Consider the following 15,604-nt stretch of genomic DNA (forward strand, 5'->3'; position numbering starts at 1 on the left):
GCAAGAGGATCCGGAGAGGGAATGCCAGGGTAGGCCGAGAGGCCCGGGTTTACCCTTGGGGCGCGATCTTAACGCCGCGCACCTGACACGTAGTTGTCAGATCGGGGACGGATAAGGCGGCTTACCCGGGAGCGGCTTCGGGACCGGCGATGTCGAAGTTGTATCAATTTGGAACTGCTGCGCTATCGCTCGCGCTCATGCCAGAATGGGCCGATCCCGGCGTGCGCGGCAGCGGCGCAGGGCAACACGAACAACAGGCCCCTGCGCGGGGCCGCACAAGGAGACCAGGCAATGCCGAAACGCGAATTGTCCGTGCTGGCGTCCGGATACACCTATCTGGAGGGGCTGCGCTGGCACGAAAACCGCTTGTGGGCGTCGGACTTCTATACCGAGCAGGTCATCGCCGTGGACCTGGATGGCACGGTCGAGCAGATCTGCAAGGTGCCGCAGCAGCCGTCCGGGCTGGGCTGGCTGCCGGACGGCCGCCTGCTGATCGCGTCCATGAAGGACCGCAAGCTCTTGCGGCGCGAGACGGACGGCACGCTGGCCGTGCACGCCGACCTGTCGGCGTACACCGGAGGCCCGGTCAACGACATGGTGGTGGATGCGCAGGGTCGGGCCTATGTGGGCAATTTCGGTTTCGACCTGATGGCGGGCGAGCCGGTCCGCAATACCGGCATCGTGCGCGTCGATCCCGACGGCTCGGCGCGCCAGGTGGCCGGCGGACTGTGCTTTCCCAACGGTTCGTTCATCACGCCGGACGGCAAGACCATGATCGTCAACGAAACCTTCGGCAACCGCATTTCCGAGTTCGACATCCTGGCCGATGGCGGGCTGGGGCCGCGCCGCGACTGGGCCGATTTCGGCCCCTTGCCGGCCAGCGACGACCTGGGCGTGTTGATCGCCGCCTCCGCCATCGGACCGGACGGCGGCGCGCTGGACGCGGAAGGGGCCTTGTGGGTGGCTGACGCCATCGGCAAGCGCATCGTGCGCGTGGCGCGCGGCGGCAAGATCCTGGAGCAGATCGACACCGGCGAATTCGGCATCTTCGCCGCCGCCCTGGGCGGGCCGGACGGCCGGACCCTGTTCATGGCGGCCGCGCCCGACTTCATCGAGGCCAACCGCCGGGCCAGGCACGAAGGCTGCATCCTGATGACCCGGGTGGACGTGCCGCACGCCGGTCGGCCGTAGGCGCTGCGGTTTCTGGCGCGGCGCAAGCCGCCGCGCCATCGGTCCTTCGGGGGAGCCGAAGGCTGGCCTGAGCCTTTCGTGCTCATCTGAATGGACCGGATACGGGCGGTTGCAAGACCTTTCGTCGAATCCCCCGTAAAATCACCCCATTCAGCAAGTCTTCAATCATCTTTCAATAGACAGTACCTAAGGAGGACCACTCATGGCCCTAGTCTCCATGCGCCAGTTGCTCGACCACGCCGCCGAGCACGGCTACGGCATTCCCGCTTTCAACGTCAACAACCTGGAGCAGGTCCAGGCCATCATGGAAGCCGCTGCGGAGACCGACAGCCCGGTGATCATGCAGGCCTCGGCCGGCGCGCGCAAATACGCGGGCGAAGGCTTCCTGAAGTACCTGATCCAGGCCGCCGTGGAAACCTATCCCCACATCCCCGTGGTCATGCACCAGGATCACGGCCAGTCGCCCAAGATCTGCCAAGGCGCCATCGACCTGGGCTTCTCCAGCGTCATGATGGACGGCTCGCTCAAGGAAGACGGCAAGACCATCGCCGACTACGACTACAACGTCGAAGTGACCAAGAAGGTCGTGGACACCGCCCACAAGCTGGGCGTGACGGTCGAAGGCGAACTGGGCTGCCTGGGCTCCCTGGAAACCATGGAAGGCGACAAGGAAGACGGCCACGGCGCCGACGGCAAGCTGACCATGGATCAGCTGCTGACCGACCCGGAACAAGCCGCCGACTTCGTGCGCCGCACGCAGCTGGACGCCCTGGCCATCGCCATCGGCACCAGCCATGGCGCCTACAAGTTCACGCGCAAGCCCACCGGCGATATCCTGTCGATCTCCCGCATCAAGGAAATCCACGCCCGCCTGCCCAACACCCACCTGGTGATGCACGGCAGCTCCAGCGTGCCGCAGGAACTGCTGGCCGAGATCCGCGAATTCGGCGGCAACATGAAGGAAACCTACGGCGTGCCCGTCGAGGAAATCCAGGAAGCCATCAAGTACGGCGTGCGCAAGATCAATATCGACACCGATATCCGTCTGGCCATGACCGGCGCGATCCGCCGCTTCTTCGCTGAAAACCCGGAAAAGTTCGACCCGCGCGAATACCTGAAGCCGGCCCGCGCCGCCGCCAAGGCGATCTGTGTGGCTCGCTACACTGAATTCGGCACCGCCGGCAACGCCAGCAAGATCAAGGCCCTGCCGCTGACCGAAATCGCCGCGCAATACGCGTCGGGCAAGCTGGCTCAAGTGGTGCAGTAAGCATCTGCCGCAGGCGCGTGACGCCAAAAGGCGTCTGGCGCCAAAGCGCAAAAAAGGGCGGTCCACCCAGGCGGACCGCCCTTTTTTTGTCTGCGCCGCCGCTAGGGCGCCGGCGAGTTGCGGGGAAAGTGCGGCACGGTACGGTCCACGTGGTGCCAGGACGGGGCCGACTCGGTCCAGAGGGTGGCGCGGGCGCGGAAGGCTTCCGGATCGTCCAGCGAACCGGCCCGCACGATGTCATAGCCCATGCCCGCCGAATTGCCGAACAGCGGAGTGCCGCAGTCCGCACAGAAGCTACGCATCACGGTATGGCCGGATTCGCCGCGGTAGCGGTGCTCTTTGGGGCTGCCGCGCAACAGCGTGATGGAGCCGGTCGGGAAGATCAGGGCATGGGCGGGGGCGCCGCCGCTGGAGTACTGGCAGTCCCGGCAATGACAGGTTGCCGCCATGATTGGTTCATCGGTGATGGCGTAGCGGACAGCGCCGCACTGGCAACCGCCGGTCAGGTGTACCTGCGCGTCGGCGTGGGCGCTGCGTTTTAGGGAAGCATCCTGCATACGGCTTTGTCTCCGGCTTGGGGTCAGCGCCGTGACGCGAGAGGCGGCCGGCGCGCATCATAGGGGAGGCAAGAGCCTAACCCGGCCGCCGGGCGGCGTCGAGGGGAGGGCCGGCAAAACCTGCCCATTTGCAGTAACCTATGCGCTTCGCAGGACCCGCGCGCGCCGCGCCGGCCTTGCCCGCAGTTCCCGGATTCCGTTCTACTTCCCGCCCTGGCGCTTGCCCGAGGCGGGAATCTTCATTATTGCCATAGGCCATTCCCGTGACTTCTGCTTTGCATCAATCCAGCATCAAGTCCTTGCCGCTGCTGGGCCGCGGTAAGGTGCGCGACATGTACGCGGTGGGCGACGACAAGTTGCTGATCGTCGCATCGGATCGCATCTCCGCGTTTGACGTGATTCTTGACGACCCCATCCCCGGCAAGGGACAGGTGCTGACCGAACTGACCGAGTTCTGGCTGCAGAAGCTGGCCCACATCCTGCCGAACCACTCCACCGGCATCAAGCCCGAAGACGTGGTCGCGCCGGACGAAGTCGACCAGGTGCGCGGCCGCGCCGTGGTGGTCAAGCGCTTGAAGCCTATCCTGGTGGAAGCGGTCGCCCGCGGCTACCTGATCGGCTCGGGCTGGAAGGACTACCAGGCCACCGGCGCCGTCTGCGGCATCAAGCTGCCCGCCGGCCTGCAACAGGCAAGCCAGCTGCCCGAACCGATCTTCACGCCCGCCGCCAAGGCCGAGTTCGGCATGCACGACGAGAACGTGGACTTTGCCCACGTGGTCAAGGAAGTCGGCCAGGAAATGGCCGAGCGCATCCGCGACGTGACCCTCAAACTGTATGCCGAAGCCGCCAAGTTCGCGGCCACCAAGGGCATCATCATCGCCGACACCAAGTTCGAATTCGGGCTGGACGACGACGGCACGCTGTATCTGATGGACGAAGTGCTGACGCCGGATTCCTCGCGCTTCTGGCCTGCCGACGGCTACCGCGTGGGCATCAGCCCCCCGTCGTTCGACAAGCAATTCGTGCGTGACTGGCTGGAAACCCAGACCTGGGACAAGACCCCGCCCGCGCCGCGCCTGCCGCAGGACGTGCTGGAAAAGACCGCCGCCAAGTACCGCGAAGCCTTGGACCGCCTGGTCGCCTGAACGCTGCCGGGTAAGGAAAGCCCGCTCCCAAGGCGTCTGGATGAAGAAAATCCGGATCGCACTTCGGTTTTGTGGGGCGGGGTTCTTGAGTCGCCAGCGTCCGGACTGCGGGATTCCGATGCTCGCCCCGGTGGGGCTGCGCTTCGGATCCCTCCGCCCGGCCGCGGGCTCACGGCATCTGCCCCTGAACGGGGTCCAAAACCAACGCATTAGGCGACTGTAGCCGAGGCGGCCCGGAGCCATCCGAAGCGCAGCCCCATTGGGGCGAGCATCGGAATGGCGCAGGGCAGCCTCGGCGGCTAAAGAACTCCGACATCCGCAAGCGCGAAGCCCTGCCGCTTCGGTGTTGTGAGGCGGGGTTCTTGAGTCGCCAGCGTCCGGACTGCGGGATTCCGATGCTCGCCCCGGTGGGGCTGCGCTTCGGATCCCTCCGCCCGGCCGCCGGCTCACGGCATCTGCCCCTGAACGGGGTCCAAAACCAACGCATTAGGCGACTGTAGCCGATGCGGCCCGGAGCCATCCGAAGCGCAGCCCCATTGGGGCGAGCATCGGAATGGCGCAGGGCAGCCTCGGCGGCTAAAGAACTCCTACATCCGCAAGCGCGAAGCCCTGCCGCTTCGGTGTTGTGAGGCGGGGTTCTTGAGTCGCCGGCGTCCGGACTGCGGGATTCCGATGCTCGCCCCGGTGGGGCTGCGCTTCGGATCCCTCCGCCCGGACACCGGCTTACAGCATCTACCTATGAACGGGGTCTGAGGCCAACGCATTAGGCGACTGCCAGCCGAGGACCCCGAAGCCATCCGAAGCGCAGCCCCACCGGGGCGAGCATCGGAATGGCGCAGGGCAGCCTCGGCGGCTAAAGAACCCTGACGCCCGCAAGCTCGAAGCCCTACCGCTTCGCCCCCAGCAAGTTGGATTTACGTCCAACTTACCGCGGGCGGTCCAGATGGAGCGGTTTTTTCGACCCGAAAAGCGCTTGCCCTGCAAGTGTTATCAGGGCTTTCGATAGGATTTATTGCGAATTGTGACGTTATAATTCCCGGCTGCTTGCATGGGGACGTTCCCCAGAAAGGAGCTCCCAGCATGGTAATGATGTTGCCTTTCCTGACTGGCCTGATCGCGGTGTGGTTCGGCATGCTAGGCAGGCGCCGCCCCTGCGTGACCTTCTGGCTGCTGACGCTGGCGCTGTTCGCCGGCTGGTGCCAGTACCACATGACCAGCCCTCTGGCCTTGTCGTTCTGAGGGCGGGGCAATGATCTTCTCCCGCAATCCCGCGCGCGGCTCGCGCGTCCTCAATGGCCTGGCGCTGCTGGGCGTCACCAGCGCCCTGGGCATGGCCTTCTTCTGGCAGATCGCCTACGACGAGCTGCCTTGTCCGCTGTGCCTGTTGCAGCGCGTGGCGCTGCTGCTTGCGGGCGTGGGCTTCTTGCTGAACATGCGGTTGGGGCCTTCGCCCATGCACTATGCGATGAGCATCGCGGCCGCATTGGGCGGCATGCTGGCCGCCGGCCGGCAAGTGCTGCTGCACATCGCGCCGGGCGATCCGGGCTACGGCTCGCCCTTCCTGGGCCTGCACTTCTACACCTGGGCGTTCATCGCCTTTGCCGCCATCATCGTGTTCTGCGCCGTGATGCTGGCCGTCGACCGCAAATGGGGCGACAACATGCTGCGCAAGCCGGTGTCTGTGCTGGGCGTGCTGGTCATGGCCCTGTTTTTCCTGGTGGCGCTGGCCAATGTGGGCAGCACCACGCTGGAGTGCGGTTTCGGGCCTTGTCCGGACAACCCCGCCAGCTACCAATGGCTGGATTCCGCCTCCGCGACATAGCCCTTGCCGGCGCCGGGTAAAATACCGGGTTTCGCGGCATCCGTCCGCGGTCCTTTGACTTTCCGCGGCCCTGCGCCGCGGTCTCAACTCTACGACACCGGTTATGACAGCCAAGACTTCCGCAGCGGCAGAGGCCACCCCCGTGGTGGGCGTGATTATGGGTTCTTCCAGCGATTGGGAGGTCATGAAGCACGCGGTCACGATGCTGGAGGATTTTGGCGTTCCCCATGAGGCGCGCGTGATCTCCGCGCACCGCATGCCGCAGGACATGGCCGAGTACGGCGCGGCGGCGCATGCCCGCGGCCTGCGCGGCATCATCGCCGGCGCCGGCGGCGCGGCGCACCTGCCGGGCATGATGGCCGCCCTGACCGAAGTGCCGGTGTTCGGCGTGCCGGTGCCGTCCAAGTACCTGCGCGGCGAGGATTCGCTGCTGTCCATCGTGCAAATGCCCAAGGGCGTGCCGGTGGCCACTTTCGCGATCGGCGAAGCCGGCGCGGCCAATGCCGCGCTGCACCTGATCGCTACCCTGGCCGGCACGGACGCGGGCTTGCACAAGAAGCTGGTGGCGTTCCGCGCCCGCCAGACGCAAGCCGCGCGCGACATGAAGGTTCCGCCTGAGGCCTGATCAGAATGACTCAATCGACTGCTTTCATGATTGCTCCCGGCGGCTGGCTGGGATTGCTGGGCGGCGGCCAACTGGGCCGCATGTTCTGCCACGCGGCCCAGAGCCTGGGCTACAAGGTCGCGGTGCTGGATCCGGCCGCCGAATGCCCGGCGGGCATGGTGGCCGACCTGCACATCCAGGCCGCCTATGACGACGAGGCCGGCCTCGAGCGCCTGGCCCAGACCTGTCAGGCCGTCACCACCGAGTTCGAGAACGTGCCCGCGGACAGCCTGCGCACGCTGGCCACGCGCTGCCGCGTCAGCCCGGCCGGAGACGCCGTGGCCATCGTGCAGGACCGCATCGCCGAAAAGACGTTCATTGCCTCGCAAGGCATTGCTGTCGCGCCGCACGCCGCGATCCGCAGCGAAGCCGACCTGCGCGCAGCGCCCCAAGGGCTGTTTCCGGGCATCCTGAAAGTCGCGCGCCTGGGTTACGACGGCAAGGGCCAGGCCCGCATCAACACGCGCGAGGAAGCGCTGGCGGCCTTCGCCGAATTCGGCGGCGTGGCCTGCGTGCTGGAAGCGCTGATGCCGCTGGACTACGAAATTTCCGTGGTGCTGGCGCGCGGCTTCGATGGCGCGAGCGTGGTGTTCCCGGTGGCGCGTAACGTGCACCGCGACGGCATCCTGGCGGTGTCGACCGCGGCGCCGGTGCAGCAGGACGCAGCCCATGCCGAAAGGCAGGCCCGCGCCACGCAGGCCGCGCAAGCCATCGCGCAGGGGTTGGGCTACCACGGCGTGCTGTGCGTGGAATTCTTCGTGCTCAAGGACGGCAGCCTGATCGTCAACGAGATCGCGCCGCGCCCGCACAACAGCGGCCACTACACCATGGATGCCTGCCTCAGCAGCCAGTTCGAGCAGCAGGCGCGCGCCATGGCCGGCCTGCCGCTGGGCGGCTCCGACCTGCTGGCGCCCGCCGTCATGCTGAACATCCTGGGCGACATCTGGTATCCGTCGGCCACCGCCACGGCGCAGCGCGAACCCGATTGGGCCGCCGCGCTGGCCGTGCCAACCGCCAAGCTGCACCTGTACGGCAAGCGCGAAGCGCGCCGTGGCCGCAAGATGGGCCACATCACGATCGTGGCGCCCACCCTGCAGCAGGCTCGCGACGACGCCGCCCGCGTGGCGGCGGCGCTGGGCATGCAGGCTCCCGAGTAAAGCGCGGATTCCATGACTTCCTTGTCCCCGTCAGCATCCGCCACCGCCGCGGAGATCGCCCACGCCGCCCAGCGCATGCTGGACGGCGAGCTGGCCGCATTTCCCACCGAGACCGTCTACGGCCTGGGCGCGGACGCGGAAAACCCGCAAGCGGTCGCCAAGATCTACGCCGCCAAGGGCCGGCCTTCCAACCATCCCGTCATTGTGCACATCGCGCCGCAAGGCGATCTGTCGTACTGGGCGGCGGAAGTGCCGCAAGAGGCGCGCCTGCTGATCGACGCTTTCTGGCCCGGTCCGCTCACGTTGATTCTCAAGCGCGCGCCGCACATCGTCGACACGGTCAGCGGCGGCCAGGACAGCATCGGCATCCGCTGCCCCTCGCATCCGGTGGCGCAGGCGCTGCTGGAGGCTTTTGCCGCGGGCAAGCCCAACGGGCAGGGCGGCGTCGCGGCGCCATCTGCCAACAAGTTCGGCCAGGTGTCGCCGACGCGCGCCGAGCACGTGCGCAGCGAGTTCCCCGAGGAAGTCGCGGCCGGCATGCCGGTGCTGGAAGGGGGCGCCTCGGAAGTGGGCATCGAGTCCACCATCCTTGACCTGTCGCGCCTGGACCGCGGCGCCGGCCCCGTGCTGCTGCGTCCCGGCCACATCAGCGCCGCGCAGATCGAGGCCGTGCTGGGCGTGCAGGTCTTCGCGCCCGACGCCGCCGCGCCCAGGGCATCGGGCACGCTGAAGGCGCACTACGCGCCGCGCACGGCGCTGGAACTGGCTTCCGACGCACGCCTGCGGGACGTGGTGCAGGGGCAGGGCCTGCCCGAAGGCAAGGTCGTGGTGGTCGCCTACGGCGAGCGCCCCGATGTGCTCGACGCCCGGGTGCAGTGGCAGGGCGTGCCAGCCGATCCGGCGCGCTATGCGCAGGCCCTTTACGGCCTGCTGCGCGACCTGGACAAGCAGGGTTATGCGCGCATCATCGTGCAGGCGCCGCCTGCCACCGATGACTGGCACGCGGTCAACGACCGCATCGGCCGCGCCGCCGCTGCCTTCACGCTGGATACGACGGACCTGTAGGCCTTGCGCCTCAGGCCGCCAGGAACTCCCCGATCCGCTCCACCGCCTGCCGCAACGGCGGCAGGAACTCCTCCGTCAGCCGGTTCAGCGGCACCCGCGCCGCCTTGACACTGACGTTGACCGCGCCGCAGGCCTTGCCGCTGGCCGAGCGCACCGCCACGGAGATGGCGCGCACGTTCAGTTCCAGTTCCTGGTCGACGACGGCGTAGTCCTGCTCGCGGATGCGCGCGAGTTCGGCGCGCAGCTTGTCCTCGGTGACCAGCGTGAATTCCGTGTACGGCTGAAGCTCGGTCGCGGCGAAGTAGCGGGCCAGCGCGGGTTCGGGCAATTGCGCCAGCAGCACCCGGCCGATCGAGGTGCAGTACGCCGGCAGCCTGCTGCCCAGCCCCATCGAGGTCGCCAGCAGGCGGGTCACCTCGGAACGCGCCAGGTACAGCATCTCGTGGCCTTCCATGATGGCGAGCGCGCAGGTCTCGTTGATCGTGGCGCTGAGTTCTTCCAGCACCGGCTGCGCCAGCGACACAAAGGGCGTGGACGAGAAATAGGCGTAGCCCAGGCCCAGGATGCGCGGGGTCAGTACATAGAGCCTGCCGTGCTGTTCGGCGATGCCCAACAGGATCAGCGTGTGCAGGCAGCGCTGTACCACGGCGCGCGGCAAGCCGGCGCGGCGGCTCAGTTCGGCCGCGGTCTGCGGATGGCGGCGGGTGCCGAAGGCGCGGATCACATGCAGCCCGCGCGCCAGCGTCAGCATGTAATCCGGATCGCCGCGCAGCTGGTCGGGGTGGTCTTCCGCCGCGAGCGGCGCGGCGTAGCCGGGCGGCGGAAGATTGGGCCGCATCAGGCTGCGCGCAATGGCGCGCCGGTGCGCGCCTGGAGGGCTGAGAGGGTCATGCCGTCGATCATATCCCGAACCACCAGCCCGTCCGGCGTGACCTCGATGACGGCCAGGTCGGTATAGATGCGGTCCACCACGCCGGCGCCTGTCAGCGGATAGGTGCAGCGTTCGACGATCTTGGATTCGCCGCTTTTGCTGTTGTGCTCCATCATGATGTAGACGCTGCGCGCGCCCACCGCCAGGTCCATTGCGCCGCCCACGGCCGGCGCTTCCCCCGGCTTTGCCAGCGACCAGTTGGCCAGGTCGCCGTTGGCGGCGACCTGCATGCCGCCCATGACGCAGATGTCCAGGTGGCCGCCGCGCATCATCGCGAACGAATCGGCGTGATGGAAATACGCGCCGCCTTCCAGCAGGGTCACGGGCTGCTTGCCGGCGTTGATCAGGTCCAGGTTGATGTCGGCTTCGGCGGGCGGCGGACCCATGCCCAGGATGCCGTTTTCGCTGTGCAGCACGATCTCGCGGCCGGCCGGCAGATGCGCGGCCACCAGCACAGGCATGCCGATGCCCAGATTGACATAGCTGCCGTCGGGTATGTCCTGGGCCAGGCGGCGCGCCATGGCCTCGCGGGTCAAGGGTTGGAACATGCGGACTCCTTGGGATTCGGCCAGCCCTAGCTGGAAAAGGCGGCGTTGGCGACCTGGGTGACGCGCTTGACGAAGATGCCTGGCGTCACCACGGCTTCGGGCGAGAGTTCGCCCAAGGCGACCTTGGCGCGCACCTGCACGATGGCGGTCCTGGCCGCCATGCACATGACGGGACCGAAGTTGCGCGCGCTTTTGTTGTAGGTGAGGTTGCCCCAGCGATCAGCCAGGTCGGCCTTCACCAGCGCGAAGTCGCCATGCAAGGGATGTTCGAAGACGTGGCCGCGGCCGTTGATCATGCGCGTTTCCTTCCCGCGCGCCAGTTCGGTGCCATAGGCCGTGGGCGTGTAGAACCCGCCGAGGCCCGCGCCGGCCGCCCGCAGGCGTTCGGCGATGGTGCCTTGCGGCACGCATTCCAGTTCGATGCGGCCCTGGCGGTAGAACTCGTCGAAGACCCAGGAGTGCGACGCCTTGGGAAACGAGCAGATCACCTTGCGCACGCGCCCGGCCTTGATCAATGCCGCCAGGCCGGTTTCGTGGTTGCCGGCGTTGTTGCTGACCACGGTGAGCTCGCGCGCGCCCTGCGCGATCAGTGCGTGGATCAGTTCGGTGGGCATGCCGGCGCCGCCGAAGCCGCTGATCAGCACGGTGGCGCCGTCGTGCACGTCCGCAACGGCGGTCTCGGGAGTGTCGTAGAACTTGTCGATCATGCGGGGCTCCTGCGCTTTCAGTCCACGGTGATACGCGCCTGCTTGATGATCCCGGCGTAGCGCGTCGAGTCCGTCTTCATCAGGTCGGCGAATTGCGCGCTGGTGCCGCTGACCGGCAGGAAGCCCGCGTCCAGGAATTTCTGCCTGACGTCGGGCTCCTTGACGATCTCGCTGATCTCGCGCGCGATGCGGTCGATGACCGGCGTGGGCGTGCCGGCCGGCGCCATCAGGCCCGCCCACGAACCGGTGACGAAGCCGGGCAGGCCGGCTTCTTCCATGGTCGGGATCGAGGGCTCGGTCGGCCAGCGCTGCTTGCCGGTGAACGCCAGCGCCTTCAGCCGGTTCTGCTTGACGTACTGCATGGGCACGAGGATCGGATCGAAGACCATGGACACGCGGCCGCCCAGCAGGTCCGCCAGGATGGGGGCGCTGCCTTTGTAGGCCACGTGCGTCATGGTGATCTTGCTTTGAAGCGCGAAGTCCGCGCCGGTCAGGTGCGCGCTGGAACCGTTGCCGCTGGAGGCATAGGTGAGCTTGTCCGGATTCTTGCGGGCATAGTCGACCAGTTCGGCCACCGTCTTCACGGGAATGTCTTCGGCCACGAACAGGAACAGGGGCAGGTCCGCCATCTGCACCACGGGCGTCAGGTCGGCGGGCTTGTAGCCCAGTTTGTATAGATGGAAATTGATGATGTAGGCGGGCAGGATGGAAAGAAAGGTGTAGCCGTCCGGCTCCGCCTTCGCGGCGATGGCGGCCCCCACGCTGCTGTTGGCGCCGGGGCGGTTCTCGATGATGATGGTCTGCTTCAGGCGCGGGCCGAGCTTGTCCATCACGATGCGCGTGACGATATCGGTCGAGCCACCCGGCGTGTACGGCACGATGACTTTGATCGGCTTGCTGGGCCAGTCGTCTGCGGCGTGAACGCCAGCGCCGGCGGCCAGGCCGGCGGCCGCCAGGGCCGTGCCCAGCAGGGATTTGAGGGTGCTGCGGCGGGACTGCAAGTGGCTTGCATGGGTCATGGGTTGGGTCTCCTCCATGAATCGGCCGCTCGCGTAGTCGCGGCCGTTATTTTTTGAGAGATCGCGGCGCCGGCAGCGGCGGGCCCGGGACGCGAAAAAAGTATGGCACCAAGGCAAGCGGCCATCGCGGTCTGGCGGGCGGATAAAGTTCGTTCACCGGACAGGTCTGCAACCTTCAGGAATCGCGCCCGGTCCTCCGGGTTTCCACTAGGCGCCTTCGCGTTGTTCACGCCGTGGACATGGCTTAATCTGGCGGCCGGCCCAGTAAGGCAGGGCTCGGTTTCAACCGCAGTCGGCTTACAAGCCGGCGCGGCATCCATACTCAGGAGAAGTGATCATGAAGCGGTCCATCTTGTTTGCAGCCGGCGCCTTGGCCCTGGCTTGCGCATCCCAGGCGGCGGTGGCGGGGCCCACCCTCGATGCCGTGAAGAAAAAAGGATTCGTGCAGTGCGGCCTGACCGACGGCGTATCCGGCTTTTCGGCGACCAACAGCAAGGGCGAATGGGAAGGCATGGACGTGGACATCTGCCGCGCGGTCGCGGCGGCGGTGTTCGGTGATCCGACCAAATTCAAGGGCACGCCGCTGTCCACCCAGCAACGCTTCACGGCGCTGCAATCGGGCGAGGTGGACGTGCTGCTGCGCACCGTCACGCTGACGCAGACCCGCGACACGTCGCTGGGCCTGGCGGCCGTGGCGGCCAGCTTCTACGACGGCCAGGGCATCCTGGTGAGCAAGAAGCTGGGCGTCAAGAGCGCCAAGGAACTCAACGGCGCCACGGTCTGCGTGCAGCCCGGCACCACCACCGAGCTCAACCTGGCCGACTGGTTCCGCACCAACAACATCGAATTCAAGCCGGTGGTGATCGACAAGGTGACCGAGGTCGTGCGCGCCTTCGAATCGGGCCGCTGCGACGCCTTCACCGACGACGCCTCGCAACTGGCCGCGGTGCGCGCCACCCAGGTCGCCAAGCCGGACGACTACGAGATCCTGCCGGAACGCTTCTCCAAGGAGCCGCTGGGTCCGATGGTGCGCCAGGGCGACGAGAACTGGCTGGGCATCGTGCGTTGGACGCTGTTCGCGCTGATGGAGGCCGAGGAATACGGCATCACCCAGAAGAACGTCGACGAAATGTTGAAGAGCAACAACCCCAACATCGCCCGCATCCTGGGCGTGACGCCGGGGGCGGGCAAGAACATGGGGCTGGATGAGAAGTGGGCCTACAACGCCATCAAGGCAGTGGGCAACTACAGCGAAGTGTTCGAGCGCAACGTGGGCAAGGACAGCAAGCTCGGCTTGCAGCGCGGCACCAATGCGTTGTGGAACAAGGGCGGCGCCATGTATCCCTGGCCGATCCGCTAAGGTTCGCGCCAGCCAGGACGGCCCGGATTTCCGGGCCGTTTTTTTATGGCATCGCCACGCGATACGTCTGCACCGTATTGCGGTACGCTATGCGCTTTCCACTGGACGGCCCACGCGCCATGACGCAGACCCGAAACGCCGAGGATTCCCCACTGTTCATCGCCGCGCTGGCGCGCGGCGTCTCCGTCCTGCGGGCCTTCAGCGAGGGGCAGCCCGCCATGACCTTGCCGGAGCTGGCCGAAGCGACCGGACTGAGCAAGAGTTCGGTGCAGCGCTTCACCCACACGCTGTGGACGCTGGGCTATCTGCGCAAGGACCCCTTGAGCAAGAAGTTCTCGCTGGGGCCCTGGTCGCTGGAGCTGGGCATGAAGTACGTGCAGACCAGCCCGCTGGTGCTGGGCGGCAATCCCTTCCTGCACACGCTCAACCGCAACAGCCAGGAAACCTGCAGCCTGGCCGAGCCCGACGGTCTGGACATGGTGTACGTGGCGCGCTTTGCCACCCACAAGGAAATGTTCGTGAACATGCCGGTGGGCATGCGCCTGCCGCTGTACTGCACGGCGGCGGGCCGGGCGGTGCTGGCCAGGCTGGATCCCGCGGTCGCGCGTGGTCTCCTGGAACGGTGCGACCGCAAGGCCTACACGGCCGCCACCATCACAAGCATGGACGAGCTCCTGGCCGAGCTGGAGTTTGCCCGCAGGCACGGCTATGCGCGCTCCAACGGCGAGTTCTATCCGGGCGACATCACGGTCAGCGCCGCGGTGCTGGATGCCGGTGGCACGCCGGTAGGCGCGGTCAACGTATCGGTGCCGTCCAGCCGCTGGTCGTTCGAGCAGGCGCAGGCTGTGTTCGGTCCGCAAGTGGTGGAAACGGCGCACGCCATCAGCGCGTCGCGCACGCTGGGGCGGTCGCGCCCCTTCTATGAAATGGAGCCGCCGGGCGGCGCCCTGCGCGACGCGATGCCGTTCGCGGGCGACGAGGCCTGATTCCAGGAGGCCCGGGTCCCGGACGCGCCGACCACGCGCGTTCGTTATTCATACTAATTTAGTCGGATATAAAACTGCTGATTAGGGGAAACTCCCTAATTGGCCGGATGCTTGTACGCACGCTACTCTTATTTCGACACGATCATATCGCACAGCGATTTGATTGAATCTAAATAGTGATCCCAGCCTTATCCAGGGCAGCGGTCGTCACCCAGGAGCCGAGTTGTGCAGCAGCCAGCCGAAGTCTGTTTTCATCCCGTCGCCGGGTTCATGGGCCTGCCTGCCGTCCGCGCCGCGGGCATGGGCGCGGCGCGCGCCTGCGTGGTCGGCATTCCCTTCGATTGCGGCACGCATCCGTTCCGGGTCGGATCGCGCCAGGGGCCGGACGCGATCCGCGAGCAGTCCAGGCTGCTGCGGCCGGTGGATATCTTCCGGCGCCACGGCATCGACAACCCGCCGGAGTTCCTGCGCGCCATCGACGTGGGCAATGTGGCCTGCCATCCGGGCGATCCGGACGCCTCCTATCCGCTGATCGAGGCCGGCATAGGCGCCATCCTGGATTCGGGCGCCATACCGATTTCCATGGGAGGCGATGGCGCGGTCACCTTGCCGCAGCTGCGCGCCGTGGCGCGCCGCCACCCGGATTTCGTGGTGCTGCATTTCGATTCGCACACCGACACCTATCCCATCCCCGGCTACAACACCGCCACCACCTTCACGCGTGCCGCCGAAGAAGGGCTGCTGGACGTGGCGTCCAGCTTTCACATCGGCACGCGCGGCAGTTCCTTCATGCCGGGCGTGCTGGAATTCGGCCGCGAGGTCGGCTACACGATCCTGCCCTATGACGACTTTGACCAGGACCAGAAGGGCGCGCTGGCCAACATCAAGCAGCGCATCGGCCAGCGGCCCGTGTACCTGTGCTTCGACATGGACATCTTCGATCCTTCCTGCGCGCCGGGCGTGTGCACGCCGGAGTGGGGCGGACTTACGGCCAAGGAAGGGCTGGCGCTGCTGCGCCAGCTCGCGGGCCTGAACTTCGTGGCGTTCGACGTGAACACCGTGTCGCCGCCGCAAGACGTGCAGGGGGCCACGGCCTTCCTGGCAGCCACCGTCATGCAGGAATTCTGCGCGCTGGCGGCGGTAGCGGTGCAGCAGTATCCGCAGGGGCGTCCGGCCTGAGCCGGC

Annotated in this window: 16 protein-coding genes; 11 read left to right on the plus strand and 5 right to left on the minus strand. The window is 66.8% G+C overall.

Features of this window, described 5'->3' with window-relative positions:
* The first annotated feature begins 291 nt into the window (after nucleotides 1–291).
* Both AC1RHV_RS27905 and fba read left to right on the plus strand, forming a co-directional pair.
* The gene (locus AC1RHV_RS27905) at nucleotides 292–1,191 is read left to right on the plus strand and encodes an SMP-30/gluconolactonase/LRE family protein (RefSeq protein WP_492302345.1); all 900 of its coding nucleotides are present in this window, start codon (nucleotides 292–294) and stop codon (nucleotides 1,189–1,191) included.
* 202 nt (nucleotides 1,192–1,393) lie between these two features.
* Entirely contained in the window at nucleotides 1,394–2,458 is a 1,065-nt protein-coding gene (fba, locus tag AC1RHV_RS27910) for a class II fructose-bisphosphate aldolase (RefSeq protein WP_013395676.1), read from the plus strand.
* A gap of 101 nt (nucleotides 2,459–2,559) precedes the next feature.
* Here fba and AC1RHV_RS27915 read toward each other — a convergent pair whose 3' ends face one another.
* The gene (locus tag AC1RHV_RS27915) at nucleotides 2,560–3,015 is read right to left on the minus strand and encodes a GFA family protein (protein WP_054451472.1); all 456 of its coding nucleotides are present in this window, start codon (nucleotides 3,013–3,015) and stop codon (nucleotides 2,560–2,562) included.
* A gap of 263 nt (nucleotides 3,016–3,278) precedes the next feature.
* Between AC1RHV_RS27915 and AC1RHV_RS27920 the strand changes: the two genes are divergently transcribed.
* From AC1RHV_RS27920 to AC1RHV_RS27945, 6 genes are all read left to right on the plus strand, one after another.
* Nucleotides 3,279–4,160 carry a phosphoribosylaminoimidazolesuccinocarboxamide synthase gene (locus AC1RHV_RS27920; RefSeq protein ID WP_049075485.1) on the plus strand — a complete coding sequence of 294 codons (882 nt, stop codon included), beginning with the start codon at nucleotides 3,279–3,281 and terminating at the stop codon, nucleotides 4,158–4,160.
* Between the two features lie 1,080 nt (nucleotides 4,161–5,240).
* The gene (locus AC1RHV_RS27925; RefSeq protein ID WP_367648236.1) at nucleotides 5,241–5,399 is read left to right on the plus strand and encodes a DUF5993 family protein; all 159 of its coding nucleotides are present in this window, start codon (nucleotides 5,241–5,243) and stop codon (nucleotides 5,397–5,399) included.
* Nucleotides 5,400–5,409: 10 nt separating this feature from the next.
* A complete protein-coding gene (locus AC1RHV_RS27930; protein WP_119450582.1) occupies nucleotides 5,410–5,982 on the plus strand; it encodes a disulfide bond formation protein B in 573 nt (190 codons plus the stop codon).
* A 103-nt stretch (nucleotides 5,983–6,085) separates the two neighbouring features.
* Nucleotides 6,086–6,607 carry a 5-(carboxyamino)imidazole ribonucleotide mutase gene (gene purE, locus AC1RHV_RS27935; RefSeq protein WP_054451468.1) on the plus strand — a complete coding sequence of 174 codons (522 nt, stop codon included), beginning with the start codon at nucleotides 6,086–6,088 and terminating at the stop codon, nucleotides 6,605–6,607.
* A 5-nt stretch (nucleotides 6,608–6,612) separates the two neighbouring features.
* Nucleotides 6,613–7,803, plus strand: coding sequence for a 5-(carboxyamino)imidazole ribonucleotide synthase (locus AC1RHV_RS27940; RefSeq protein WP_054451466.1), 1,191 nt, complete (start codon nucleotides 6,613–6,615; stop codon nucleotides 7,801–7,803).
* A gap of 12 nt (nucleotides 7,804–7,815) precedes the next feature.
* Nucleotides 7,816–8,868, plus strand: a complete 1,053-nt coding sequence (locus AC1RHV_RS27945; protein WP_492302348.1) for an L-threonylcarbamoyladenylate synthase — start codon at nucleotides 7,816–7,818, stop codon at nucleotides 8,866–8,868.
* A 10-nt stretch (nucleotides 8,869–8,878) separates the two neighbouring features.
* Here the strand turns inward: AC1RHV_RS27945 and AC1RHV_RS27950 are convergent, their stop codons facing one another.
* From AC1RHV_RS27950 to AC1RHV_RS27965, 4 genes are read right to left on the minus strand one after another with little or no spacing between them, the layout of a single operon-like run.
* Nucleotides 8,879–9,706, minus strand: a complete 828-nt coding sequence (locus AC1RHV_RS27950) for an IclR family transcriptional regulator domain-containing protein (protein WP_054451462.1) — start codon at nucleotides 9,704–9,706, stop codon at nucleotides 8,879–8,881.
* Nucleotides 9,706–10,347 (minus strand): 3-oxoacid CoA-transferase subunit B, encoded by a 642-nt coding sequence (locus AC1RHV_RS27955; RefSeq protein WP_492302349.1) that lies wholly within the window; start codon nucleotides 10,345–10,347, stop codon nucleotides 9,706–9,708. The genes AC1RHV_RS27950 and AC1RHV_RS27955 overlap by 1 nt, the downstream gene beginning before the upstream one ends.
* A gap of 26 nt (nucleotides 10,348–10,373) precedes the next feature.
* On the minus strand, nucleotides 10,374–11,054 hold the full coding sequence (locus AC1RHV_RS27960; RefSeq protein ID WP_306652665.1) for a 3-oxoacid CoA-transferase subunit A: 681 nt from the start codon (nucleotides 11,052–11,054) through the stop codon (nucleotides 10,374–10,376).
* 17 nt (nucleotides 11,055–11,071) lie between these two features.
* On the minus strand, nucleotides 11,072–12,073 hold the full coding sequence (locus AC1RHV_RS27965) for a Bug family tripartite tricarboxylate transporter substrate binding protein (RefSeq protein WP_492302351.1): 1,002 nt from the start codon (nucleotides 12,071–12,073) through the stop codon (nucleotides 11,072–11,074).
* A 337-nt stretch (nucleotides 12,074–12,410) separates the two neighbouring features.
* Here AC1RHV_RS27965 and AC1RHV_RS27970 point away from each other — a divergent pair, with 337 nt between their 5' ends.
* The 3 genes from AC1RHV_RS27970 (at nucleotide 12,411) to AC1RHV_RS27980 (ending at nucleotide 15,598) form a co-directional block, all read left to right on the plus strand.
* A complete protein-coding gene (locus tag AC1RHV_RS27970) occupies nucleotides 12,411–13,433 on the plus strand; it encodes an amino acid ABC transporter substrate-binding protein (protein ID WP_054451454.1) in 1,023 nt (340 codons plus the stop codon).
* Between the two features lie 119 nt (nucleotides 13,434–13,552).
* Nucleotides 13,553–14,419 (plus strand): IclR family transcriptional regulator, encoded by an 867-nt coding sequence (locus tag AC1RHV_RS27975; protein ID WP_119450585.1) that lies wholly within the window; start codon nucleotides 13,553–13,555, stop codon nucleotides 14,417–14,419.
* A 270-nt stretch (nucleotides 14,420–14,689) separates the two neighbouring features.
* The gene (locus AC1RHV_RS27980) at nucleotides 14,690–15,598 is read left to right on the plus strand and encodes an arginase family protein (protein ID WP_054452208.1); all 909 of its coding nucleotides are present in this window, start codon (nucleotides 14,690–14,692) and stop codon (nucleotides 15,596–15,598) included.
* Nucleotides 15,599–15,604: the final 6 nt, after the last annotated feature.

The organism is Achromobacter sp. GW823-FHT04E03, assembly GCF_058796095.1.